This is a genomic window from Streptomyces sp. G5(2025), from assembly GCF_049542075.1.
In the GTDB taxonomy this organism is placed as follows: Bacteria; Actinomycetota; Actinomycetes; order Streptomycetales; family Streptomycetaceae; genus Streptomyces.
Map to the genome: position 1 here is coordinate 797,919 of NZ_JBMUZT010000002.1, position 22,763 is coordinate 820,681.

20 protein-coding genes are annotated in these 22,763 nt (G+C 72.0%); 15 read left to right on the plus strand and 5 right to left on the minus strand.

Going from position 1 to position 22,763, the window contains the following annotated elements:
* Nucleotides 1-29 precede the first annotated feature (29 nt).
* Entirely contained in the window at nt 30-2,204 is a 2,175-nt protein-coding gene (locus tag ACOBQB_RS03955; RefSeq protein WP_423588806.1) for an OmpL47-type beta-barrel domain-containing protein, read from the plus strand.
* 85 nt (nt 2,205-2,289) lie between these two features.
* On the opposite strand, the gene ACOBQB_RS03960 is transcribed toward ACOBQB_RS03955, so the two are convergent.
* Entirely contained in the window at nt 2,290-3,225 is a 936-nt protein-coding gene (locus ACOBQB_RS03960) for a DUF6183 family protein (RefSeq protein ID WP_423588808.1), read from the minus strand.
* A 122-nt stretch (nt 3,226-3,347) separates the two neighbouring features.
* Here ACOBQB_RS03960 and ACOBQB_RS03965 point away from each other — a divergent pair, with 122 nt between their 5' ends.
* On the plus strand, nt 3,348-5,048 hold the full coding sequence (locus tag ACOBQB_RS03965; RefSeq protein WP_423588809.1) for a DUF6531 domain-containing protein: 1,701 nt from the start codon (nt 3,348-3,350) through the stop codon (nt 5,046-5,048).
* 131 nt (nt 5,049-5,179) lie between these two features.
* Nucleotides 5,180-7,936 (plus strand): RHS repeat-associated core domain-containing protein, encoded by a 2,757-nt coding sequence (locus ACOBQB_RS03970; protein ID WP_423588811.1) that lies wholly within the window; start codon nt 5,180-5,182, stop codon nt 7,934-7,936.
* A 33-nt stretch (nt 7,937-7,969) separates the two neighbouring features.
* On the opposite strand, the gene ligD is transcribed toward ACOBQB_RS03970, so the two are convergent.
* A complete protein-coding gene (ligD, locus tag ACOBQB_RS03975) occupies nt 7,970-9,001 on the minus strand; it encodes a non-homologous end-joining DNA ligase (RefSeq protein WP_423588813.1) in 1,032 nt (343 codons plus the stop codon).
* Between the two features lie 73 nt (nt 9,002-9,074).
* Here ligD and ACOBQB_RS03980 point away from each other — a divergent pair, with 73 nt between their 5' ends.
* From ACOBQB_RS03980 to ACOBQB_RS04005, 6 genes are all read left to right on the plus strand, one after another.
* Nucleotides 9,075-10,148 carry an ATP-dependent DNA ligase gene (locus tag ACOBQB_RS03980; RefSeq protein ID WP_423588815.1) on the plus strand — a complete coding sequence of 358 codons (1,074 nt, stop codon included), beginning with the start codon at nt 9,075-9,077 and terminating at the stop codon, nt 10,146-10,148.
* Nucleotides 10,149-10,247: 99 nt separating this feature from the next.
* Entirely contained in the window at nt 10,248-11,192 is a 945-nt protein-coding gene (locus tag ACOBQB_RS03985; protein ID WP_423588817.1) for a TerC family protein, read from the plus strand.
* Between the two features lie 81 nt (nt 11,193-11,273).
* Nucleotides 11,274-11,501: a hypothetical protein gene (locus ACOBQB_RS03990; protein WP_423588819.1), complete on the plus strand. Its 228-nt coding sequence runs from the start codon at nt 11,274-11,276 to the stop codon at nt 11,499-11,501.
* A 29-nt stretch (nt 11,502-11,530) separates the two neighbouring features.
* Nucleotides 11,531-11,896: a hypothetical protein gene (locus ACOBQB_RS03995; protein WP_423588821.1), complete on the plus strand. Its 366-nt coding sequence runs from the start codon at nt 11,531-11,533 to the stop codon at nt 11,894-11,896.
* 188 nt (nt 11,897-12,084) lie between these two features.
* A complete protein-coding gene (locus ACOBQB_RS04000) occupies nt 12,085-13,875 on the plus strand; it encodes a hydroxysqualene dehydroxylase (RefSeq protein WP_423588823.1) in 1,791 nt (596 codons plus the stop codon).
* Nucleotides 13,876-13,905: 30 nt separating this feature from the next.
* Nucleotides 13,906-14,883: a DUF3048 domain-containing protein gene (locus tag ACOBQB_RS04005; protein WP_423588825.1), complete on the plus strand. Its 978-nt coding sequence runs from the start codon at nt 13,906-13,908 to the stop codon at nt 14,881-14,883.
* A 6-nt stretch (nt 14,884-14,889) separates the two neighbouring features.
* On the opposite strand, the gene ACOBQB_RS04010 is transcribed toward ACOBQB_RS04005, so the two are convergent.
* On the minus strand, nt 14,890-15,357 hold the full coding sequence (locus ACOBQB_RS04010; RefSeq protein ID WP_423588827.1) for a MarR family winged helix-turn-helix transcriptional regulator: 468 nt from the start codon (nt 15,355-15,357) through the stop codon (nt 14,890-14,892).
* A gap of 245 nt (nt 15,358-15,602) precedes the next feature.
* Here ACOBQB_RS04010 and ACOBQB_RS04015 point away from each other — a divergent pair, with 245 nt between their 5' ends.
* Genes ACOBQB_RS04015 through pcaD form a run of 6 tightly spaced genes read left to right on the plus strand, consistent with a single transcriptional unit; the run spans nt 15,603 to nt 20,970 of the window.
* Nucleotides 15,603-16,358, plus strand: a complete 756-nt coding sequence (locus ACOBQB_RS04015) for a CoA transferase subunit A (protein ID WP_423588829.1) — start codon at nt 15,603-15,605, stop codon at nt 16,356-16,358.
* Nucleotides 16,358-17,026: a 3-oxoacid CoA-transferase subunit B gene (locus ACOBQB_RS04020; RefSeq protein ID WP_423588830.1), complete on the plus strand. Its 669-nt coding sequence runs from the start codon at nt 16,358-16,360 to the stop codon at nt 17,024-17,026. Before ACOBQB_RS04015 ends, ACOBQB_RS04020 begins: the two co-directional genes overlap by 1 nt.
* A gap of 41 nt (nt 17,027-17,067) precedes the next feature.
* Complete coding sequence (gene pcaH / locus ACOBQB_RS04025) at nt 17,068-17,856, plus strand: protocatechuate 3,4-dioxygenase subunit beta (RefSeq protein ID WP_423590376.1); 789 nt, start codon at nt 17,068-17,070, stop codon at nt 17,854-17,856.
* The gene (pcaG, locus tag ACOBQB_RS04030; protein WP_423588832.1) at nt 17,856-18,425 is read left to right on the plus strand and encodes a protocatechuate 3,4-dioxygenase subunit alpha; all 570 of its coding nucleotides are present in this window, start codon (nt 17,856-17,858) and stop codon (nt 18,423-18,425) included. Before pcaH ends, pcaG begins: the two co-directional genes overlap by 1 nt.
* Entirely contained in the window at nt 18,422-19,819 is a 1,398-nt protein-coding gene (pcaB, locus tag ACOBQB_RS04035) for a 3-carboxy-cis,cis-muconate cycloisomerase (RefSeq protein ID WP_423588834.1), read from the plus strand. The genes pcaG and pcaB overlap by 4 nt, the downstream gene beginning before the upstream one ends.
* Nucleotides 19,816-20,970, plus strand: a complete 1,155-nt coding sequence (pcaD, locus tag ACOBQB_RS04040; protein WP_423588836.1) for a 3-oxoadipate enol-lactonase — start codon at nt 19,816-19,818, stop codon at nt 20,968-20,970. The genes pcaB and pcaD overlap by 4 nt, the downstream gene beginning before the upstream one ends.
* A gap of 7 nt (nt 20,971-20,977) precedes the next feature.
* Here pcaD and ACOBQB_RS04045 read toward each other — a convergent pair whose 3' ends face one another.
* Nucleotides 20,978-21,922, minus strand: coding sequence for an SDR family oxidoreductase (locus tag ACOBQB_RS04045; protein ID WP_423588838.1), 945 nt, complete (start codon nt 21,920-21,922; stop codon nt 20,978-20,980).
* A gap of 18 nt (nt 21,923-21,940) precedes the next feature.
* On the minus strand, nt 21,941-22,705 hold the full coding sequence (locus ACOBQB_RS04050; RefSeq protein WP_423588839.1) for an SDR family oxidoreductase: 765 nt from the start codon (nt 22,703-22,705) through the stop codon (nt 21,941-21,943).
* Between the last annotated feature and the right edge of the window lie 58 nt (nt 22,706-22,763).

A 22,763-nucleotide genomic window follows, 5' to 3' on the forward strand; every position in this document is an offset into this window, starting at 1 on the left:
TACGGACCGCAAGGAAGCGAAGACTGTACATGGCACTGCTGGCCTCGCTCCTCATGGTGGTCGGCCTGACGTCGACGGCGGCCACTGCACGTGACGACAACACCGGGATCGCGGCGGCCCAGACCCTGACCTGGACGGCCGACAACGACATCAACAAGTACAAGTCGGCGCCCACCACAGCGGTGGCGGGACCGACGACGATCGTCTTCGAGAACAGCGAGGCGACCGGCAACACGACGGGCATGCCGCACACGCTGACGTTCGACGTCTCCGACCCGGAGTACAACAACGACGTCCCGCTGAACATCCTGGCCAACCCCAACGACGACCAGGGCGGCAAGCACACGGCCGAGGTCACGCTCGCCCCCGGCCGCTACCGTTACTACTGCACGATCCCCGGCCACGGGGCGATGCAGGGCATCCTGGTGGTGACCGAGGGCGGCGGCGAGGACACCACGCCTCCCCTGACGTCGGCGAAGGTGGAGGGGCAGACCGACGCCGATGGCGCGTACGTCGGTTCGGCTTCGGTGGCGGTGAGCGCGACCGACGAGGGTTCGGGCGTCGAGCGGATCGAGTACGCGGTCGGGGCATCCGGTGCCTGGCAGCCGTACACCGCGCCCGTGGTCGTCGACCAGGTCGGCTCCCACAAGATCCGCTACCGGGCCTCGGACCGGGCGGGCAACGTGACGGCGGAGAAGTCGGTCGACTTCAAGGTCGTCGCGCCGTCGACAGACGACAGGACGCCTCCGGAGACGTCGGCCACGGTGTCCGGCGAGAAGGATGACCAGGGGCAGTACGTCGCGATGGCCACGGTCACGGTGACGGCGTCCGACACCGGCTCCGGCGTCAACAGGATCGAGTACGCGATCGGTGACGGCGGCGCCTGGAAGGCGTACACCGCCCCGGTCATGGTCCACGAGACGGGCACCCACAAGGTGCGTTACCGCGCCGCCGACAGGGCGGGGAACCAGGCGGCCGAGAAGTCCGTCGAGTTCACCGTGGTCGCGCCTCCGGCCGAGGACAGGACGCCTCCGGAGACGTCGGCGCAGGTCGAGGGCGACAAGGACTCCGACGGCGCCTACCTCGGCAGGGCCAAGCTGACGGTCACCGCGACCGACTCGGGCTCGGGGATCGCGAAGATCGAGTACTCCTTGGACGGCGGCCCGTACCTGGCGTACGAGGCGCCGGTCGTCGTCGACCGCGTGGGGCGGCACACCGTTGCGTACCGGGCGAGCGACAAGGCGGGCAACACGGCCGACGCCAGGACGGTCGCCTTCACGGTCTCCGAGGGCGGAGGCGTGCCCGCGCCCAACTGCCCGGAGTTCGACGAGCGGCTGACGGTGATCGTGGGCACGGTCGACACGGGTGTCCCCAACCGCGTCACGAACAACCGCTGCCGCATCAACGAACTGATCGAGGACGAGAAGGAGTGGACCTCGCACGCGCTCTTCCTGAAGCACGTCAAGACCGTAACCGACAGGCTTCTTAAAGAAGGCGAGATCGACCAGCGCGAGTACAACAAGATCAACCGCGCCGCCAAGCAGTCGGGCATCGGCAAGCCGGGCCAGACGGACGGCTACCGCGAGATCTTCGACGGCACCAAGGAGTCCTTCGACAAGTGGGAGCAGGTGGGCGGCGGGAAGTTCGGGCTCAACGACGACGGCACGATCACCAGCAGCACCGCCGTGCAGGGCATGGGCATGCTGTGGTTCCCGCAGCGGAAGTACGGCGACTTCTCGCTGAAGCTCCAGTGGCGCGACGACGCACCGGGCAACGGCAACACCAACTCCGGGGTCTTCGTGCGCTTCCCGCAGGTCCACGACCATCCGGAGGAGTCGCGTCCGGAGTGGGTCGCCATCAAGTACGGGCATGAGGTGCAGGTGCTCGACCGCCCCGACGGCGACATGTACAAGACCGGGTCGGTCTACGGCTTCGACCGGGTGGGCCTGGCCGGCGCCGGCGTCACCCCGAAGGGCACGTGGAACGACTACGAGATCCGCGTGGTGGACCAGCACTACTCGGTCTATCGCAACGGCGTCCTGATCAACGAGTTCGACAACGTCGGCGGCCAGGAGTTCACGCCCCCGCGCGGCGACGACCCGGGCACGGACGGACGCCGTTACGCGTCCGGCTATCTCGGGCTCCAGGTCCACGGGGTGACGGACGTGGTGTCGTACCGGGACATCAGGATCAAGGAGCTGTAACCGAGCCCCCTGCCGTTGCGCATCGGCGCCCTCGCCCCCGAAACGGGGCGGGGGCGCCGTCGCGGTGGGGTGCCGATGAGGGGGCCTAGTCGTCGGTGTCCGTGGCCGCCAGCACCGACACGCGTGTGCCGGACGGGTCGAGCACCGCGAGGCCCACGTCGGCCGTGTCGTGCCGGAACCACCGCGTGAACGCCATGAAGCGCAGCCACCGGCAGCCGGCCGCGTACCGCACGGCCTCCAGGAACGGTGTGTCCGACGGCAGGTCCAGCAGGGCGTACAGCCCCTGCCAGGCGTGGAGCCGGGCGTAAGCGCCGTGGAGGGGGTGGCCGTTGACGCCGCCGACGGCCGCCGCCGAGTACAGCTCGTTGAGCGCGTCGTCCGCCGCCGTGACACAGGCCGGCAGCCCGCCCGGGCCCACCTCCCCCGCCAGACAGTCGAGTGGCAGCTCCTTGAGGAACGACATCCCGAAGTCGTCCCCGGCCAGCGGCCGCGGCAGCGTGAAGAACCGGGCCTCCGGTTCGCGCGCCCAGCCGCCGGCGGTGAACGCCCCGGCGGCCGCCCGCGAGCGTGCCGCGTCCGGCGCCTCCCGCGCGGTGCGCCCGGCCGCCGTGCCGCGCTCGGAGTCCGGCACCTCCGGGAAGCGCGCCCGCAGCTGGCCCGCCGACCGCACGGGTCCGGCGCCGCGCGTCCGTGCCCCGAAGCGGTGCTCGATGTCGAGCCGCGTCTCCGGGAGCCGGGCCAGCGGGTGCCCCGCCTCCCGCAGCCGCTCGGCGTACGCGTCGAGCGCGGGCCGCTGCCGCCATGGCACTCCCCGCAGCGACAGCTCGCCAAGGACGCAGGCCCGCAGCTCGGCCTCCGGGTCGGTGGCACTGTGCGGCAATGCGGCGAAGAGCGGTTCGAGCTCCGGGAGGCGCCGGCTCGCGGCCAGCTCCGCGGCGAGTCCCCGCAGCCGCTCCGGTCGGCCTTCGGCCAGCTTCCTCAGCTCCGCCGGGTCGGGCGGGATCATCTGGTCATCGCTCACACCGGGAGTCTACGAGCCGGGCACATCCGCGATTCCCTGCGCCGTTTTACCTGGTGACGACGGTCCAGTACCTTCCCTCAAGCATGCGTGCACAGAACTGAGCTTGTGTGACGGGGGATGACGTGAGCTACAGGCCTGCCGACTGGCACATATTGGATCTGGACAAGGATCCGACGCCGGGCGATCCGCACCGGGTGCGGTCGCTGGCGAAGAACCTGCACGACTTCGCCGACGACGTCGGCAGAGTCCTGCGCGACATCAAGGGGATGGCGGGCGAGGACGCGATCCTCCAATGGGCGGGGAAGACCGCGGATGCCTTCACGGAGCAGTTCGAGGACGCGCCGGCCAAGCTGAAGAAGCTCAAGAAGTCCTACGGGATGGCGGGCGACGCACTGGCCGCGTACTGGCCCCAGCTGGAGCGCGCCCAGACCCTCGCCGACAAGGCCCTGGCCAAGGGCCGCGAGGCCCAGGCGGATCTCCGTAGCGCCAAGTCCCGTCTCTCCTCCGCCGATTCGTGGGTGGAGAAGGCGGGCAAGGAGGCCGACAAGTACAAGGACGGCGGCTCCAAGGGCAAGGACGTGCCCAAGCCGGACGAGGACAAGGTCCGCGCCGCCACCCGCAACGCCGCTTCCGCCGAGAAGGCCCAGAAGTCCGCCCAAGGCGACGTCGACGCCGCGAAGAGCGCGCTGGAGGCGGCGAAGAAGATGGCCGCGGACGCGCGCAAGATGCGCGAGGAGGCGGCCGGTACCGCGAAGCGGAAGATTGACGAAGCCTCCGACGCGGGCATCAGGAACCGCAAGTGGTGGGAGGAGATCGGCGACTGGGTCACCGACAACTGGGACACCATCGTCGAGATCTGCAAGGTCGTCGTCGCCGTCGTCGGCGTCATCGCGATCATCATCGGCGGCCCGATCCTCGCCGCGATCGTCATCGTCGCCGGCGCCATCGTCCTCGCCGACACCCTCAACAAATACCGAAAAGGCCAAGCAGGCCTCATGGACGTGGCGTTCGCGGCCATGGACTGCATCCCCGGCGGCAAGGGCCTGACCACCGTCGGCAAGCTGGCCAAGGGCATGAAGGGGCTGGGCAAGGGCGGCCTCAAGGGGATGGCCAAGGGTCTCAAGAACGGTCTGCGGCGCGGCGCCGACGGCGCGGCGACGAGCAAGCCGGGCAAGGGCCGCTGCAAGAACGGCGACCCCATCGACATGGTCTCCGGCGAGATGATCATGGAGGAGACCGACGTCGATCTGCCGGGCCTGCTCCCGGTGGTGCTGCGGCGCACGCATCTGTCCACGTACACCTCCGGCCGGTCCTTCGGCCCGTCGTGGGCCTCCACACTCGACGAACGCCTCGAACTCGACCACGAGGGCGCCCTGTTCGCGACCGAGGACGGCATGATCCTCACCTACCCGGTGCCCGCGCCCGGCACGTCGGTCATGCCCCTGCACGGCCCGCGCCTGCCGCTCGACTGGGACGGCACCCCGGGCGCCCCCATCCGCATCACCGACCCCGCCACCGGCCGCACCCGCCACTTCGCGCCGCTCGCCGGGCCCACCGGGAACGACGAGGCGTTCACGCTGCCGCTCGCGGCGATCAGCGACCGCAACGGCCGTCGCATCGAATTCGACCGCGACAAGCACGGGAACGCGGTCGCCGTCCGCGACTCGGCGGGCCGCCGCCTCGACGTGGACACCGAGGGCGGCCGGGTCACCGCGCTGCGGCTGCACGACCCCGACGCCGGCCCGACGGCACGACCCTCATCCGCTACGGGTACACCCACGGCAACCTCACCGAGATCGTCAACTCCTCGGGCCTGCCGCTGACCCTGACGTACGACGAGCGGGCACGGATCACGTCATGGACCGACCGCAACGGCTCCTGGTACCGCTTCACCTACGACGCGGAGGATCGCTGCGTCCGGGGCGAGGGCGCCGGGGGTCACCTCTCCTGCACCGTGGCCTACGACGCGCAGGAGCGCACGACCCGCTACACCGACTCGCTCGGCCACACGACGACCTACCGGCACAACGAGCGTCTCCAGCTCGTCGCCCAGACCGACCCGCTCGGCCACACCACGTACGCCGAGTGGGACGCGTACGACCGCATGCTGTCGCGCACCGACCCGCTCGGCCACACGTCCCACTACACCTACGACGAGCGCGGCAACCTCACCCGGATCGTCCGGCCCGACGGCTCCGTCACCACCGCCGAGTACGACGACCTCGACCGCCCCGTCACGACGACCCTGCCCACCGGCGGCACCCGCCGCCACGCCTACGACGAGCAGGGCAGGCCCATCGCCACCGTCGACCCCCTGGGCGCGCGGACCACCTTCACGTACGACGCGTCCGGCGGCCTCACCAGCGTGACCAACGCGCTCGGCGCCACCCACCGCGCCCAGCCGCACACCACCGGCCTGCCCCTCGCCACCACTCCGCCCCTCGGCGGCGGCACCCGGCTGACCCGGGACGCCTTCGGACGCGTCGTCGCCTCGCGGGACGCCACGGGCGCCGTGACGCGCACCGCCTGGACCGTGGAGGGGCGGCCCGCCGAACGCCTCCTGCCCGACGGGACCCGCGAGCGCTGGGTCTACGACGCCGAGGGCAACGTCGTCCGGTACACGGGCCCCGACGGCCGCACCGTCACCTACGGCATCACCCACTTCGACCGTCGCGCCCGGCGCACCGAGGGCGAGGGCGCCGACGCCTCGACGGTCCGCTTCACCTACGACACCGAGCTGCGTCTCACGGCGGTGACCAGCGCGGCCGGCGCCGTGTGGACGTACGCGTACGACGCGGCCGGCCGTCTCGTGCGGGAGACCGACTTCAACGGACGCTCCCTCACGTACGCCTACGACGCGGCGGGCCGGCTGACCGAGCGCACCAACGGCGCCGGGGAGACGACCACGTTCGTGCGCGACGCCTGCGGCCGCGTCGTCGAGCGCCGTTCGCGCGACGGCGTCACGTCGTTCGCGTACGACGCCGCGGGACGGCTGGTCCGCGCCACGACACCGCAGACCGAGCTGACGTTCACGCGCGACGCCTCGGGCCGGGTCGTCGCCGAACAGTGCGACGGCCGGACGCTGCACAACACCTACGACATCCTCGGCAGGCGCGTCGCCCGCCGCACGCCGTCGGGCGCGGTCAGCCGGTGGGAGTGGGACGCCAACAACCGCCCCACCGAGGTCCGTGTCGGCGACCACGAACTCGCCTTCTCCTACGGCGCGTCCGGGCACGAGACGGCGCGCCGCATCGGTGACTCGGCGGTCCTGGCGCAGGAGTGGGACGCCGGCCACCGCCTGACCGGGCAGACCCTCACCCGGGTAACGGGGGGCGGAGACGACGGGGACGGCGGGCCGCTGCTCCGGCGCTCCTACGCCTACGACGAGGACGGCGGCCTCACCGCCATCGAGGACCAGGCCCACGGCGCCCGCCGCTTCCGCCACGACCGACGCGGCCGGGTGGAGTCGGTGACGGCCGCCGACTGGTCGGAGCGGTACGCCTACGACGCGGCGGGCAACATCAGCCGGGCGGACACCCCCGAGGGCCCGCAGGGCGAGCGCGTCTACGACGGCACCCTGGTCCGCAGGTCCGGCCACATCACCTACGTCCACGACGCGCAGGGCCGCCTCGTCCGCCAGTCCCGCAAGCTGCTGTCGGGCGGCACGCGCGCGTGGACCTACACCTGGGACACCGAGGACCGGCTGACCGCCGTCACCACGCCGGACGGCCGGTGCTGGGCCTATGTGTACGACGGTCTCGGGCGCCGGGTGGCGAAGCGGCTGCTGTCGGCGGACGGCGAGGGCCGGACGGTCGAGGAGACCGTCTTCACGTGGGACGGGGCGCGTCTGGCGGAGCAGCACACGTCTGCCGACGGCGCCACCACGAGCTGGGAGTGGGCGCCGGGGACGAACCGGGCACTGCTACAGCTGGAGCGGGCCGGGACGGGCAGCGAAGGGGGCGGGCTCGACCGGGGCCGGGCGGGCAACCGGGCCGGCGGACTCGACCAGGAGGAGGTCGACCGCCGTTTCTACGCCATCGTCACCGATGTCGTAGGCACCCCCACCGAACTCGTCGACGAGGAGGGCCGCGTCGCCTGGCGCGCCCGCACCACCCTGTGGGGCACGCGCGTCGGCGGCGGAGCCGCCACGGGCGCCGACTGCCCGCTCCGCTTCCCCGGCCAGTACCACGACGCCGAGACGGGCCTGCACTACAACTTCCGGCGTTACTACGATCCCGCGAACGCCCGCTACCTCAGCGCCGACCCGCTCGGCCTGGCCCCGGCGCCCAACCACCACGCCTACGTCCTGGACCCGCTGCGCTGGACCGACCCCTGGGGTCTGGCGCCGAGCTGCGACGGCAACCACGGGATCACCTCGGACCGTGAGACCCACATCGAGGGCCAGCACGGCCCGGGCGCCCAGGACCGCGTCCGGGAGACCGCGGACTACGGCACGGAGCCGAACATCCCCGGCGAGTTCAACGACGACTTCCTCTGGGACGGTGACGACTTCGCCCTCGGCCGCCGTCTCCAGGAGGGCATCCGGGGCACGCCCGCGTTGCCCAACCCGCGCGCCAGGATGGGCCAGGACTCGCACATCCACCGCTTCGACCACGGCAGTCCGGTCGGGGTGAACGGCAGTGGCCGGGTGACGAGCGAGGTGGAGGTGGTCATCCGTGACGGCAACATCCACACGGCGTACCCCATCTGACTCCGCCGCCGGCCGGCGCGGACGAGCGGCGCGTCACTCCTCGTGCTTCGCGCGGCTCGGCTGTACGCGCTTGGGTTCGCCCGGCATCTTCGGGTACTCCGGCGGATACGGCAGGTCGCCGAGGCCGTGGTCCTGCTCGTCCTTGGTGGCGAGCTCCAGGAGGGCTTCGAGGGAGTAGGCCCGCTCCTCCATGCGCGCGTGGACGTCGCCGGCCTTCGCGAAGCGTTCCGGCATGGTGACGATGTCGAAGTCCTCGGGCGCGGCGTCGTCGACCTCGTCCCACCGCAGGGGCGCCGACACGGGGGCGTGCGGGCGGGCGCGTACCGAGTAGGCGGAGGCGATGGTGCGGTCCCGGGCCGTCTGGTTGTAGTCGACGAAGATCCGTTCGCCGCGCTCCTCCTTCCACCACGCCGTGGTGACCTGGTCCGGCATGCGCCGCTCCAACTCGCGCCCGCAGGCGATCGCGGCCCGCCGCACCTGGGTGAAGGTCCAGCGCGGTTCGATGGGCACGAAGACGTGCAGGCCCCGGCCGCCGGAGGTCTTGGGCCAGCCGACCAGGCCGCCGAACTCGTCCAGGACCGCGCGCAGTTCGTGCGCGGCCCGCACCGCGTCGGCGTAGTCCGTGCCGGGCTGCGGGTCGAGGTCGATGCGGAGCTCGTCGGGGTGGTCGATGTCGTCGCGCCGTACGGGCCAGGGGTGGAAGGTGAGTGTGTTGTACTGGGCCGCCCAGATCACGGCGGCTACCTCTGTGGGGCACATCTCGTCGGCGGTGCGGCCGCTGGGGAAGGTGATGGTGGCGGTGGGGATCCAGTCGGGGTGGTTCTTCGGCGCCCGCTTCTGGTAGAAGAACTCGCCGGCCGCCCCGTCCGGGTAGCGCTGCAAGGTGGTGGGGCGGTTCCTGAGGGCGCGGAGGATGCCGGGGCCGACGGCCACGAAGTACTGGGCGAGGTCCAGCTTGGTGTAGCCGCGCTCGGGGAAGACGACCCGGTCCGGGCTTGACAGGCGGACCGTCCGCTCCCCCGTGTCGATCTCCACGGCCGCGCTCTTGCCCTTGGTTTCACCCATGGAGCCACGCTAAAGGTGCCGGACATTCACCGCACACCGGGCGGTATGCGGTGAATCACCGCAGAATCGGAGTATGGATCTGCCGGTGATGCCGCCCGTGAAGCCCATGCTCGCCAGGCCCGTGGCGAAGATCCCGCCGGGTATGCAGTACGAGGCCAAGTGGGACGGCTTCCGCGCGATCGTCTTCCGCGACGGCGACGAGGTCGAGATCGGCAGCCGCACGGGCAAGCCCCTCACCCGCTACTTCCCCGAGCTGGCGGCGGCCCTGCGGGAGCGGTTTCCGGCGCGCTGCGTGATGGACGGCGAGATCGTGATCGCCAGGGACGGGCGGCTGGATTTCGACGCCCTCACGGAGCGCATCCACCCGGCGGCGTCGCGCGTCGCGACGCTCGCCGAGCGCACCCCCGCGTCGTTCGTCGCCTTCGACCTGCTCGCCCTCGGGGACGAGTCGCTGACCGCGGCACCCATGACGGAACGCCGTGAACAGCTGGTGACCGCGCTCTCCGGGGTGACTCCGCCCGTCCATGTCGCACCGGCGACGACCGACACGGAGGTGGCGCTGCGCTGGTTCGAACAGTTCGAGGGCGCGGGTCTGGACGGCGTCATCGCCAAGCCGCTCGATCTGCTCTACCGCCAGGACGAGCGCGTCATGTTCAAGGTCAAGCACGAGCGCACGGCGGACTGCGTGGTCGCGGGCTACCGCCTCCACAAGAGCGGCCCCGTCGTCGGCTCGCTCCTCCTCGGCCTGTACGACGACGGGGGCGCCCTCCAGCACGTGGGCGTCGCCGCGGCCTTCACCATGAAGCGGCGGGCGGAGCTGATCGAGGAGCTGGAGCCGCTGCGGATGGCATCCGCGCAGGGACACCCGTGGGCCGCCTGGGCGGAGGAGGCGGCGCACGAGACGGCGCGGTTGCCGGGGGCGCCGAGCCGCTGGTCGGGGAAGAAGGACCTGTCGTGGGTGCCGGTGCGCCCCGAGTGGGTCTGCGAAGTGGCGTACGACCACATGGAGAACGGGCAGCGCTTCCGCCACACCGCGCGGTTCCGCACATGGCGCCCCGACCGCGACCCGCGGAGCTGCACCTACGCCCAACTGGAGGAGCCGGTGCGGTACTCGCTCACGGACGTGCTGGGCCCGCCACCGGGGTGAGCGCGGCCTGCGGGGGCGGGCCGCCGGGAGGACAGCCGCGGCCCCGCACCGCACACTCGGAAGTGATGACCGGTTTGCCGCACCCAGGGGGTCGAGGCCGTGCACAGTGTGCCGTTCTGGCTATGGATGGTCTTCGCCGTCACCGTACTGGTGTCCTTGGCGGTCGACCTGCTCGCGCACCGACACGCCCACGTCATCGGATTCAGGGAAGCCGCCGCCTGGAGCGCGGTCTGGGTCGGACTGGCCATCCTCTTCGGCGCCGTCGTCTTCCTGGTGGTCGGGACGACCGCCGGGGTGGAATACACCACCGCATGGCTGCTGGAGAAGAGCCTGTCGGTCGACAACCTCTTCGTCTTCGCGCTGATCTTCGGCTATTTCAAGGTGCCGCGCGCTTATCAGCACCGCGTGCTGTTCTTCGGTGTGCTCGGCGCCCTGGTCTTCCGCGGCATCTTCCTCGCCGCGGGCGTGGCCGTGGTCAGCCGCTTCACGGCCGTGCTGTTCGTCTTCGCGCTCATCCTCTTCTACAGCACCTACAAGATCCTCAAAGAGGAGGAGGACAGTTTCGACCCGGGCAAGAGCATCGCCGTACGCCTGCTGCGCAAAGTCGTACCGGTCCGGGACGAATACGCCGGCACGCATTTCTTCGTGAAAGAGGCCGGGAAACGCGTCGCCACCCCGCTGCTGGCCGTCGTCGCCGCGATCGAGGCCGCCGACCTCGTCTTCGCCGTGGACAGCGTGCCCGCCGTGCTGGCCGTGAGCAGCGACGCGTTCATCGTCTACACCAGCAACGCTTTCGCCATCCTCGGCCTGCGCGCCCTTTTCTTCATGCTGGCGGGGCTGCTCGACCGCTTCCATTACCTCAGCAAGGGCCTGGCCATCATCCTCGCCTTCATCGGCGTCAAACTCGTCCTACAGGCCTCGCACAAAACGATCAGCAGTGCCATCCCCGAGATTCCGTCACTGATCAGCCTCGCGGTCATTTCCGTCGTCCTTGCGGTCTCGGTCGCACTCAGCCTGCTACGCCCTCGGACAACCCCGCAGTAGCCGGCAAGCCCGGTCTCTGGAACGTGGACAACGCACGGTAAAAGGGTGCTAAAAAACACCAAGTACTAGTAAAGTGGTGTTATGAACGGCGAGCGGAAACACCGGACGACCGCGTCAGGGCATGTCTGCGGCTCGTGCAAGGAACCTGTCGACACCGTGGTGGTGCGCCACAAGAACCTCGGTGTCTTCGTCCCGACCTGGGTCGCGGGACCATGCCACAATCCGCGCTGCGGGGACTATGTCCCGGAGGCGCACATCGCCTGGACGGGCAGCGGCTGGGAGAGGAAGACCGGCCGGGTGCGTCACTGACGTCGCCGGCAGGGACGGGGAGGTGGCCCATGTCGCACGACTCCCGCTTTCACCTCGACCGGGGCGGACATTCGATCACCGTATGCGTCGGTGGCGCACGCGACCCGGTCGAAGTCCTGGTCGACGGCAAGGTCGTGGCCACCTGCGGGAAGCGCCGCCGCGGCGTCACCGTGCTGACGGCCGAGCTGCCGGGCGACGCGCCACGGCCGTTCACGCTCCGGGTCGACTGGGCCGCCGCTACCGACGGCGGACCGGCTGTCCTCCTGGAAGCGGAGGGCAGCCGCACCCTCGTCCCCCGCGTCTCCACCACGCCGCCACGCACGCCTGCCCGAGACCCGGGCTCCTCCCCGGCGCGGGGCCCCCTTCAGCGACTCCTCCGATTCACCCGGCGCTGACCACGGCGCTTCTCACCACGCTCTCCATGAGCCAACCCGCTCCATGACGCCGACAGGCGGCGACAAACCTGCCGCCACCGCAATCACGCCAATGCGTGAAGCCGCTCCCCCACACCTTCCGCCTCACCGTCCGCGACCGTATGCTCCTGCGCCTGACACGTCAGTTACCGACGGTAAGGGGCTGGGGCATGGGGCACAGACGTGCCGAGGGAAGCACGCGGCGGGGGTTTGTCTCGGGGGCCGCCGCGGTCGGCGGGGCGGCCGCGCTGGGAGTGGCAGTGGCCGCGCGTCCCGCCGCCGCAGCGCCGGGCGCGCCGCGGGCGAAGCAGTCCGTGGCCGTACTCGGCGGCGGCGTCGCGGGGCTGACGGCCGCCCATGAACTGGCCGAGCGCGGCTTCGCCGTCACGGTCTACGAACGCCGGGCACTCGGCGGCAAGGCCCGCAGCATGGACGTACCGGACAGCGCGAAGGGCAACCGCAAGCCGCTGCCCGGCGAGCACGGCTTCCGCTTCATCCCGGGGATCTACCACAACCTTCCGGACACCATGCGCCGCATCCCCTTCCCCGGGAACGCCAACGGCGTGTGGGACAACCTCGTCGCGCCCCACGAGATGTCGTTCGCGCGCACCGGCCGCGAGGACCTCCGCATGCCGATCCCGTGGCCCGGCAGTCAGCCCGAGCGGCTCAGTCTCGACGACATCGCCCGCGCGCTCACCGCGCTGCTCGACACGGCCTTCAACCTGCCGGCGCACGAGGTCGCGTACTTCGTGAACCGCGCCCTGGTCTTCCTCACCAGCTGCGACGAGCGCCGCGACGACGAGTGGGAGTCGACGCCGTGGTGGGACTTCGTGCGCGCCGAGAAGATGTCCAAGGACTATCAGCGCATCCTCGCGATCGGCGTCACCCGCAACATCGTCGCGACGAAGGCGGAGGAGGCGAGCACCCGCACGGTCGGCACCCTCGGCGAGGCCTTCGTCTTCAACGCGCTCGGCCAGGGCGCGGACGGCCCGCCCGACCGGCTCCTGAACGCGCCCACGAACGAGGCCTGGATCGATCCTTGGGTGAGTCACCTGACGTCGCTCGGCGTCGAGTTCCGCGTCGGCTGGACGGTGCGCGAGCTGGCGTTCGGCGGCGGCCGGGTCGCCAAGACCGTCGTCGAGGACCCGGACGGCGTACGGCGTGACATCACCGCCGACCACTACGTGCAGGCCATGCCGGTGGAGCACGCGCGCAGGACGTGGAGCGCCGCGATGAAGGCGGCCGACCCGCAGCTGGCGCGCTGCGACAAGTTGCAGACGGACTGGATGACGGGCATCCAGTTCTATCTGACCGAGCGCCCGCCCCTCGTGAAGGGCCACTTCAACTGCATCGACTCGCCCTGGTCGCTGACCGGCATCGCGCAGGCGGGCCACTGGCCCGAGCGCGACTTCCCGGCCGACTACGGCGACGGCGTGGCGGTCGACTGCCTGTCGGTGGACATCTCCGAGTGGGACAAGCCGGGCATCCTGTACGGCAAGACGGCCAAGCAGTGCACCCGCGACGAGGTCGCCAAGGAGGTGTGGGCGCAGCTCAAGGCGGCGCTGAACGACACCGGCAAGACGGTCCTGAAGGACAGCAAGCTGCACTCGTGGTTCCTCGACCCGGGCGTCGACGGCCTCGGCACACCGAACCCCACCAACGACGACGAGCTCCTCATCCACCCCGTCGGCACCCTGCACAACCGTCCGTCGGCCGCGACGAAGATCCCCAATCTCTACCTCTCCGGTGACTACGTCTCCGTGGACATCGACCTCGCGACCATGGAGGGCGCCAACGCGTCGGCCCGCCAGGCGGTCAACGCGCTGCTGGAGCGGGTGGGTTCGGACCACAAGCCGTGCACGGTGACGCCGCTGTACCGCGCCCCGGCCGTCGAGCTCGCCAAGCGCCACGACCGCACCCGCTACCGGCTCGGTCTACGCAACGCGCTCGATTTCGGGTGATATCGGGCGCGTACGAGGTATGACGTACCCATGAGACGACGTGGGATGCGTACGCGTGCGGGGCTCGCAGCGGTGGTGCTGGCCGCTCTTGCGGTCGGCTGCACGGTGGAGAGCGACAGGAAGGAGCCGCCCTCGGGCGGCCCCGTCGGCACCCCCGGCGGTGCCCCGGGCGGCGGCCCCGGGAGCGGTCCCGGCGGCACCGCGCTCGCCGTGAAGATCGACAACGTTCCGCAGGCGCGCCCGCAGACGGGGCTGGACGCCGCGGACGTCGTGTACGTCGAACAGGTGGAGGCGGGGCTGAGCCGTCTGATGGGCGTGTACGCGTCCCGGGTGCCGTCCGCGGTCGGGCCGGTGCGCAGTGCGCGGGAGACAGATCTCGAACTCCTGCGCCAGTTCGACACGCCCGTGCTCGCGTTCTCCGGAGCGCAGTCGAAGCTGCTGCCGCTGATCGCGGGCGCGCCCCTGCGGGCCCTGCCGCCGGAGAAGGCCCCCGAGGACGCCTACTACCGGGAAGACACCAGAAAGGCGCCGCACGACCTCTTCGTACGCCCCGCCGCTCTCAAGGCGGCCCCGCGGGCGAGCGCACTGGAGAGCACCGGTTTCCGGTTCGGGCCGCGACCGGCGGGCGGCACACCGGAGACGCATCGGACGATCAGCTTCCCCTCGGCCCGCTTCACCTTCGACTGGGTGGAGTACGAGGGCCGTTGGCGCATCGCCATGGACGGGGAGCGGGCGCGTACCTCCGACGGCAAGGAGCTGGCCGCGTCCACGGTCGTCGTGCAGTACACGAAGGTGCGGCAGTCCCACTTCCACGACCGTTCGGGCAACGTCTCGCCGTTCACCGAGACCGTCGGCGAGGGCGGTGCGCGCGTCCTGCGGGACGGGCACGCCTATGACGCGCGCTGGAAGCGCGCGTCGACCGAGGACGGCACCCTGTTCACGACTCCCGACGGCAAGCCGCTGCCGTTCGCGAAGGGGCAGGTGTGGGTGGTCTACGCCCAGCCGTGAGCGCGCTCAGGCCCGCGGGGCCGCCAGCGGCTCCCCGGGGTTGCGCAGGCTCTCGGCCGCGTCCGCGACCCGCTGGAGCAGGTCGAAGAAGACGCTCTGTTCGTCGGTGGAGAGCGGGGCGAGGAACACCTGGTTCATCCGGGCGGTGCGCACGGTCAGCTTGCGGTGGATGCGCCTGCCCTCGTCGGTGAGGCGCAGCAGATAGCGGCGGCCGTCCTGCGGGTCGCGGACCTTGTCGAGCAGCTCGCGGCGGATCAGCCGGCCGATGACCTCGGCGACGGTGGACCGGTCGAGGCCCACCCGCTCCCCCACGGTGCGCTGGTCGAGGCCGGGCTCGGCGACGAGGGCGTTGAGGACCGCGAACTGCGGTGAGGTGATCTCCTCGGAGACCATCGTGTTCCACAGGAGGTAGTGCGCCTGTTGGAGCCGCCGGGCCAGGTGCCCGGGATGGGTGGCGAGGTCCACCGCGGCCATGAGGTCCTCCGCTTCTCCGGTTCCCCGGCTTCCGGTTCCCGGCTTCCGGTTCCCGGCTTCCGGTTCTCCGGCTTTCGGGGCTTTTCATCGGTGCGCTGAACGATACTCGCTCCCGATCCCATGTGCTGCCCACCCTTGCCAGGCACTTGGGCTGCTTCTATCCTCGCAGAAATAATCAGTGCCCTGATTAATTACTCGAATGGATCGCCCTGATCGATTCGAGCCGGGAGAGAGGGGGTGCGCGGATGGACAAAGTGGTGGCCACGGCCGCCGATGCGGTGGCCGACATCCGGGACGGGGCGTCGCTCGCGGTCGGCGGCTTCGGTCTGAGCGGCGTACCGAACGAGCTGATACGGGCGCTGCACGCGTCCGGGGCCTCGGACCTGCGGGTGGTGTCCAACAACTGCGGCGCGATGGAGTCGGGCCTCGCGGTGCTCCTGTCGGCCGGCCGCATCGCCCGCGTGACCGGCTCCTACATCGGCGCCAACAAGGAGTTCGCCCGGCAGTACCTGGGCGGCGAACTGGAGGTCGAGATGATCCCGCAGGGCACGCTCGCCGAGCGGCTGCGGGCGGGCGGGGCCGGCATCCCGGCGTTCTACACCCCGGCCGGGGTCGGCACGCAGGTCGCCGACGGCGGTCTGCCATGGCGTTACGACGGAGAGGGCGGCGTCGCGCTCGCGTCACCGGCCAAGGAGGTGCGCGAGTTCGACGGCACCCCCTACGTACTGGAGCACGGGATCCGCACCGACTTCGCGCTGGTGCGGGCGGCCAAGGGCGACCGGCACGGCAATCTCGTCTTCCGCAAGTCCTCCCGCAACTTCAACCCGCTCGCGGCGATGGCGGGGCGCGTCACCGTCGCGGAGGTGGAGGAGTTGGTGGAGCCCGGCGAGATCGACCCGGACGCGGTGCATCTGCCGGGGATCTTCGTGCAGCGCGTGGTCGCGCTCACCCCGGAGCAGGCGGCGGACAAGCGGATCGAGAAGCGGACGGTGAGCGGCTGATGCCCTGGACCCGCGAACAGATGGCCGCCCGCGCCGCGCGCGAACTGCGCGACGGGCAGTACGTGAACCTGGGCATCGGCCTGCCCACGCTGATCCCGAACCATCTCCCGCCGGGCGTGGAGGTGGTCCTGGAGTCCGAGAACGGCATCCTCGGGGTGGGCCCCTACCCCACGGAGGCCGAGGTCGACCCCGACCTGATCAACGCGGGCAAGGAGACCGTGACCGTCCTGCCGGGCGCCGCCTGCTTCGACTCGGCGCTCTCCTTCGGGATGATCCGCGGCGGTCACATCGATGTGGCCGTGCTCGGCGCGATGCAGGTCTCCGCGCGCGGGGACCTCGCCAACTGGGCGGTCCCGGGCAAGATGATCACCGGCATCGGCGGGGCGATGGACCTGGTGCACGGCGCCCGCACCGTCATCGTCGTCATGACGCACACCGCCAAGGACGGCACCGCGAAGATCGTCGAGGAGTGCGGGCTGCCGCTGACCGGCAAGGGGTGCGTCGACCAGATCATCACCGACCTCTGCGTCCTCGATTGCGTCCTCGATGTGACGGAACGGGGCGAACCGGGTCTTGAGCTGGTCGAGTTGGCGCCGGGGTGCACCGTGGAGGACGTCGTCGCGCGGACCGCCGCCGAGATCCGCCTTTCGGCGGGCTTCACGTCATGAACACGGGAATGACCACCTCTACTTCGGAGACGCGGTACACCATGACCACGACGACCTCGTCCCCGTCCGCCGAGCCGCTGCCCGACGGTCTCGGCCAGGACGCGATAGACGCCGAAGTCGCGAAGGCGCAGGCGGCGTCGGCCGGCGGGCACCATCCGCCGCGCGACTACCCGCCCTACCGCAGCAGCCACTTCCGGCACCCGAAGCAGCCGCTGGTCCCGCTGCGCGACCCCGAGGCGGTGGAGCTGACCGGTCCCGCGTTCGGCGTCACCGACGTCACGGACCTGGACCGGGACCTGACGCGCCAGCACCGGGGCGAGCCGCTCGGTGAGCGCATCACCGTCAGCGGCCGGGTCCTGGACCGCCGGGGGCGGCCCGTGCGCGGCCAGCTGGTCGAGCTGTGGCAGGCCAACGCCTCCGGGCGGTACGCCCACCAGCTGGACCAGCACCCGGCGCCCCTGGACCCGAACTTCACGGGCTTCGGCCGCTGCCTGACCGACGACGAAGGAACGTACTCCTTCACGACCGTCAAGCCGGGCGCCTATCCGTGGCGCAACCACGTCAACGCCTGGCGTCCGGCGCACCTCCACTTCTCGCTCTTCGGTACGGCCTTCACCCAGCGCCTCGTCACCCAGATGTACTTCCCCGGGGACCCGCTCCTCCCGTACGACCCCGTGCTGCGCTCGGTGACCGACGAGTCCGCGCGCCGACGCCTCGTGTGCGCCTACGACCACGCCCTGTCCGTCCCCGAGTGGTCGCTCGGCTATAGCTGGGACATCGTCCTGGACGGCCCGTCCGCGACCCTCTTCGAAGAAGGCGACCCCAGCTGATGCCCGCGTCCGCCACCACGCCCCTCCCCACGCCCTCCCAGACCGTCGGGCCCTTCTACGGCTACGCGCTGCCCTTCCCGCGCGGCGGTGACATCGCCCCCTTCGGCCACCCGGACACCATCACGCTGCACGGGTACGTGTACGACGGCGCGGGGCAGCCCGTCCCCGACGCCCTGATCGAGACCTGGCAGCCCGCTCCGGACTGCTCGCGCACGGGCGCGCCCGGATCGCTGCGGCACGACCCCGTGACGGGGCGGGTCATCGGGCGCGACGGTGTCGCGTTCACCGGCTTCGGCCGGATCCCGACCGACGCGGACGGCCACTGGGCGGTGCGGACGCTGCCGCCGGGCGGCGTCTCGTACATCTCGCTCGCCGTCTTCGCGCGCGGGCTGCTGCATCACCTCTACACGCGCGCGTACCTGGTGGAGGAGCCCGGCGACGCGCTGCTCGGCTCCCTGGACGCCGACCGGCGCGCCACGCTGATCGCCCGGAGCGAGGCGCCGCGCACGTACCGCTTCGACGTCCGGCTCCAAGGGGCGGACGAGACGGTCTTCCTGGAGTTCCCGTGAGCGGCCTGTTCTCTCCCGGGTGGGCGGGTTCCGCCGCCGAGGAGGCGACGGACGACCTCGCCTTCCTCCAGGCCCTGCTGGACGCCGAGGCGGCGCTGACCCGCGCCCAGGCGGCCGTGGGCCTCGCCCCTCGGGAGGCCGCCTCGGCGGTCACGCGGGCGGCTTCGGACGCGGCCCGCTTCGACGCGCGCGGCCTCGCGCTCCGCGCGCGGGAGGGCGGCAACCCGGTGATCCCCTTGGTGGCCGACCTCACGGCGGCGGTGCCCGCCGACGCGGCGCCCTACGTCCACCGGGGCGCGACGAGCCAGGACATCCTCGACACCGCGCTGATGCTGGTCGCCGCGCGCACGCTGGACCCGCTCCTCTCGGACCTGTCCCGCACGGAACGCGCTCTGGCCCGCCTCGCGTCGCGGCACCGGGACACCGTGCTGCCGGGCCGCACGCTGACGCAGCACGCGGTACCGACGACGTTCGGGCTGAAGGCCGCGGGGTGGCGCTCCCTGGTGCTGGACGCCCGGGACCGGGTCGCGGAGGTACGGGTGGCGCTGCCCGTGCAACTGGGCGGGGCGGCCGGGACGTTGGCGGCGTTCCAGGCGTACGGGGGCGGGGAGGCGGGTGTGCGGGGCGAGGGGCGCGCGGGAGGGCCCGGGGCGCTCGTGGCGGCCTTCGCGCGCGAGCTGGCGCTCGTCGAGCCGCTCCTGCCCTGGCACACCCTGCGTACGCCCGTCGCCGACCTCGCGTCCGCCCTCGCCTTCACGGCGGGGGCCCTCGGCAAGGCCGCGGTGGACGTGGCGACGCTCTCCCGGACCGAGATCGGCGAGGTCTCCGAAGGCTCCGGCGGGAGCTCGTCCGCCATGCCCCACAAGGCGAACCCGGTGCGCGCCACCCTCATCACCGCCGCCGCGCGCCGCGCGCCCGCCCTCGCGGCCACCCTCCTCGGTTCCCTCGCCGCCGAGGACGAACGGCCCGCGGGCGCCTGGCACGCCGAGTGGGAACCGCTGCGCGACCTGCTCCGCCTGGCCGGTGGCGCCGCACGTGACGCGGCGGAGATGACCGAAGGGCTCCGGGTCCACCCGGAGATCATGCGGGGACACCTCGGGCTCACCGGCGGGTTGATCGTGTCCGAGCGGCTCGTCGCCGCGTTCGCCCCGCTGCTGGGCCGGGCCCGGGCGAAGCGGCTCCTGAGTGAGGCGGCACGGCGTACGCGCGCCGAGGGGCGCACGCTCGCGGAGGTCCTCGGGGAGGTGCTGGCCGAGGAGTCCGGCCCGGAGGGGGCCGCCCTCACCGGCCTCGCCGCCCTCTGTGATCCCGTCGGCCTCTCCGAACTCACCGACCCCACCCGCTACACCGGCTCCGCCGGCACCCTCACCGACCGCGCTCTGGAGCGACGTTGACGACCCACCTGACCGGCAGGCTGCCGCATCACACCTCCGAGGGGCCGGACAACGCTCCTCCGCTTCTCCTCGGCCCGTCCCTCGGCACGTCGACCGCCCTGTGGGACGCCGTCGCGCCCGAACTGGCCACCGCCCACCGCGTCGTGCGCTGGGATCTGCCCGGCCACGGCCGCTCCCCCGCGGACCTGATCGGGCCCGGCGCCACGGTCGCCGATCTCGCCGGACTCGTCCTTACGCTCGCCGACACACTTGGCATCGACCGCTTCGCGTACGCGGGTGTCTCGCTCGGGGGCGCCGTCGGACTGCACCTCGCGGTCCACCATCCGGAGCGTGTGACGTGCCTCGCCGCGATCTGTACGTCGCTGCACTTCGGCGGCGCGGATCCCTGGCGGGAGCGGGCCGCGACCGTGCGCCGCGAGGGCCTGGCCGCGCTCGCGCAGTCGGCGCCGCGGCGCTGGTTCACGCCCGGGTTCACGGTTCCCGCCCTGGTGGCCGACCACGCGGCCGCCGATCCTGGCGCGTACGCGGCGTGCTGCGACGCCCTGGCCGCGTACGACCTGCGGGAGGGCGTGGCGTCGGTCGCCACGCCCACGCTGGTGCTCGCCGGGCGCGAGGACCCGGCGACGCCGCCCGCCCACGCCCGGGAGATCGCCGACGCGGTGGCGGGCGCCTCCCTCGTGGAACTCGCGGGCGCCTCGCATCTGGCGCCCGCGGAGCGCCCCGCCGCCGTGAGCGCCGCGCTGCGCGCGCACTTCGCGTCTTCTACGGCCAGCGGTGGCACGGCCGTGCGCCGCGCGGTGCTCGGGGACGCGCACGTCGACCGCGCGCAGGCCGCCACCACGCCGTTCACCGCGCGCTTCCAGGACTTCATCTCCCGGTACGCGTGGGGGGAGATCTGGACCGACCCCACGCTCTCGCGCCGGGAACGCAGCATGATCACGCTGACCGCTCTGGTGGCCCACGGCCACCTGGCGGAGCTGGCCCTGCACGTCCGTGCGGCCCGGCGCAACGGCCTCACGCCCGAGGAGATCGGCGCGGTCCTGCTCCAGACGGCGGTCTACTGCGGTGTACCGGCGGCCAACGCGGCGTTCGGAGTGGCTCAGCGCGTGCTGGCGGAGGAACAGGAATCAGGGGCGCAGGGGCGGGGCTGAGGCCTGGTCAGCGCGCCCCGTAGACCGGTCGGGGCGGTTCGGCGTCGGTGAGGAGCTTGCGGGCCGTCTCGCCCGCTTCGGCCGGGGTCCAGCGGGCGCCCTTGTCCGCGGTCGGTCCCGGGTGCCAGCCCTCCATGACGGTGATGCGGCCCGCCTCCGCCTCGAAGACACGGCCGGTGACCCCGGCGGAGGCGGCGGAACCGAGCCAGACGACGAGCGGTGACACGTTCTCCGGGGCCATCGCGTCGAAGGCTCCGTCCTCGGGGGCGGCCATGGTGTCGGCGAACGTCTGCTCGGTCATGCGGGTGCGGGCGGCGGGCGCGATCGCGTTCACGCGTACTCCGTAGGCGGCCAGTTCGGCGGCGGCGACCAGGGTGAGGCCGAGGATCCCGGCCTTGGCTGCGCTGTAGTTGCCCTGTCCGACGCTGCCCAGCAGGCCCGCCCCTGAGCTGGTGTTGACCACGCACGCGTGCGGCGCGCGCCCGGCCTTCGCCTCGGCCCTCCAGTGGGCCGCCGCGTGCTTCAAGGGGAGGAAGTGCCCCTTGAGGTGGACCCGCATGACCGCGTCCCAGTCGTCCTCGTCGAGGTTGACCAGCATGCGGTCGCGCAGGAAGCCCGCGTTGTTGACGAGGGTGTCGAGGCGCCCGTAGGTGTCGAGGGCGGTCCGCACCAGCGAGGCGGCGCCCTCGGGCGTCGCGATGTCACCGCCGTGCGCGACGGCGTCGCCGCCCGCGGCGCGGATCTCCTCGACGACGGCGTGTGCCGGACCACCGGACCCTCCGGATCCCCCTGGGTCGTCGGAGCCGTCGGGTCCCACGCCGAGGTCGTTGACGACGACGGAGGCGCCTTCGGCGGCGTACGCGCGCGCGTGGGTGCGGCCGAGCCCACGGCCCGCGCCCGTGACGATCACGACGCGGCCCGCGCAGATTCCGGATGCGGCGGATGAGGTCATGCGGCAACTCCTTCGCGTTCAGTGGTTGACCGGGGCGGCGTCCAGGAAGGCGGGGCGTTCGCCGCCGCCGTGCAGGTGGAGGGCGGCGCCGCTGATGTACCGGGCGCGGTCGGAGGCGAGGAAGACGCAGGCGTCACCGACGTCCGCGGGGTCGGCGAGGCGGCCGAGCGGCACGGTGGCGGCGACCTGCGCGACGCCCTCTTCGTCGCCGTAGTGGAGGTGGGCGCTCTCGGTGCGGGCGAGGCCGAGGACGACCGTGTTGACGCGCACGGCCGGGGCCCATTCGACGGCCATGGTCCGCGCGAGGTTCTCCAGACCGGCCTTGGCCGCTCCGTACGCCCCGCTGCCGGGTGAGGGCCGGGTGCCGCTGACGCTGCCGATCATCGTGATGCTGCCGCCCGACCGCTGGGCGCGCATCACGTCGTACGCGGCGAGCGAGGCGTAGAGCGGGGCGAGAAGGTTCAGTTCGACGATCTTCGCCTGGCGGGCGGGCGCGGTCCCGGCGAGGAGGCCGTACGGCGTGCCGCCCGCGTTGTTCACGAGGGCGTCCACCGAGCCGTGGTCGGCGGCGACTTGGCGGAAGAAGGCGTGTGTGGCCTGTGCGTCGCGCAGGTCAAGTGGCCGGAACTCCGCCGCGGAGCCCGCCACTTCGACCGGCGCGTCGGGGGGCCTGCGGGCGCAGACGACGACGTGGGCGCCGGCGGCGAGGAAACCGCGGGCGATCCCGGCGCCGACGCCGCGGGTGCCGCCGGTGACGACGGCCACCTGTCGGGTGTCAGTCATCGCTGCTACCTTTCCAACTAACAAATGTTTGGTTGAAGGCGTGTGGTCGAAAGGTAGC

Excerpts from the sequence above, each read along its gene's own strand:
- ACOBQB_RS03955 (WP_423588806.1), top strand. The coding sequence starts at position 30 with ATGGCACTGCTGGCCTCGCTCCTCATGGTGGTCGGCCTGACGTCGACG.
- ligD (WP_423588813.1), bottom strand. The coding sequence starts at position 9,001 with ATGGGTGAAACCAAGGGCAAGAGCGCGGCCGTGGAGATCGACACGGGG.
- ACOBQB_RS03980 (WP_423588815.1), top strand. The coding sequence starts at position 9,075 with ATGGATCTGCCGGTGATGCCGCCCGTGAAGCCCATGCTCGCCAGGCCC.
- ACOBQB_RS03990 (WP_423588819.1), top strand. The coding sequence starts at position 11,274 with ATGAACGGCGAGCGGAAACACCGGACGACCGCGTCAGGGCATGTCTGC.
- ACOBQB_RS03995 (WP_423588821.1), top strand. The coding sequence starts at position 11,531 with ATGTCGCACGACTCCCGCTTTCACCTCGACCGGGGCGGACATTCGATC.
- ACOBQB_RS04000 (WP_423588823.1), top strand. The coding sequence starts at position 12,085 with ATGGGGCACAGACGTGCCGAGGGAAGCACGCGGCGGGGGTTTGTCTCG.
- ACOBQB_RS04005 (WP_423588825.1), top strand. The coding sequence starts at position 13,906 with ATGAGACGACGTGGGATGCGTACGCGTGCGGGGCTCGCAGCGGTGGTG.
- ACOBQB_RS04010 (WP_423588827.1), bottom strand. The coding sequence starts at position 15,357 with ATGGCCGCGGTGGACCTCGCCACCCATCCCGGGCACCTGGCCCGGCGG.
- ACOBQB_RS04015 (WP_423588829.1), top strand. The coding sequence starts at position 15,603 with ATGGACAAAGTGGTGGCCACGGCCGCCGATGCGGTGGCCGACATCCGG.
- ACOBQB_RS04020 (WP_423588830.1), top strand. The coding sequence starts at position 16,358 with ATGCCCTGGACCCGCGAACAGATGGCCGCCCGCGCCGCGCGCGAACTG.
- pcaH (WP_423590376.1), top strand. The coding sequence starts at position 17,068 with ATGACCACGACGACCTCGTCCCCGTCCGCCGAGCCGCTGCCCGACGGT.
- pcaG (WP_423588832.1), top strand. The coding sequence starts at position 17,856 with ATGCCCGCGTCCGCCACCACGCCCCTCCCCACGCCCTCCCAGACCGTC.
- ACOBQB_RS04045 (WP_423588838.1), bottom strand. The coding sequence starts at position 21,922 with ATGACCTCATCCGCCGCATCCGGAATCTGCGCGGGCCGCGTCGTGATC.
- ACOBQB_RS04050 (WP_423588839.1), bottom strand. The coding sequence starts at position 22,705 with ATGACTGACACCCGACAGGTGGCCGTCGTCACCGGCGGCACCCGCGGC.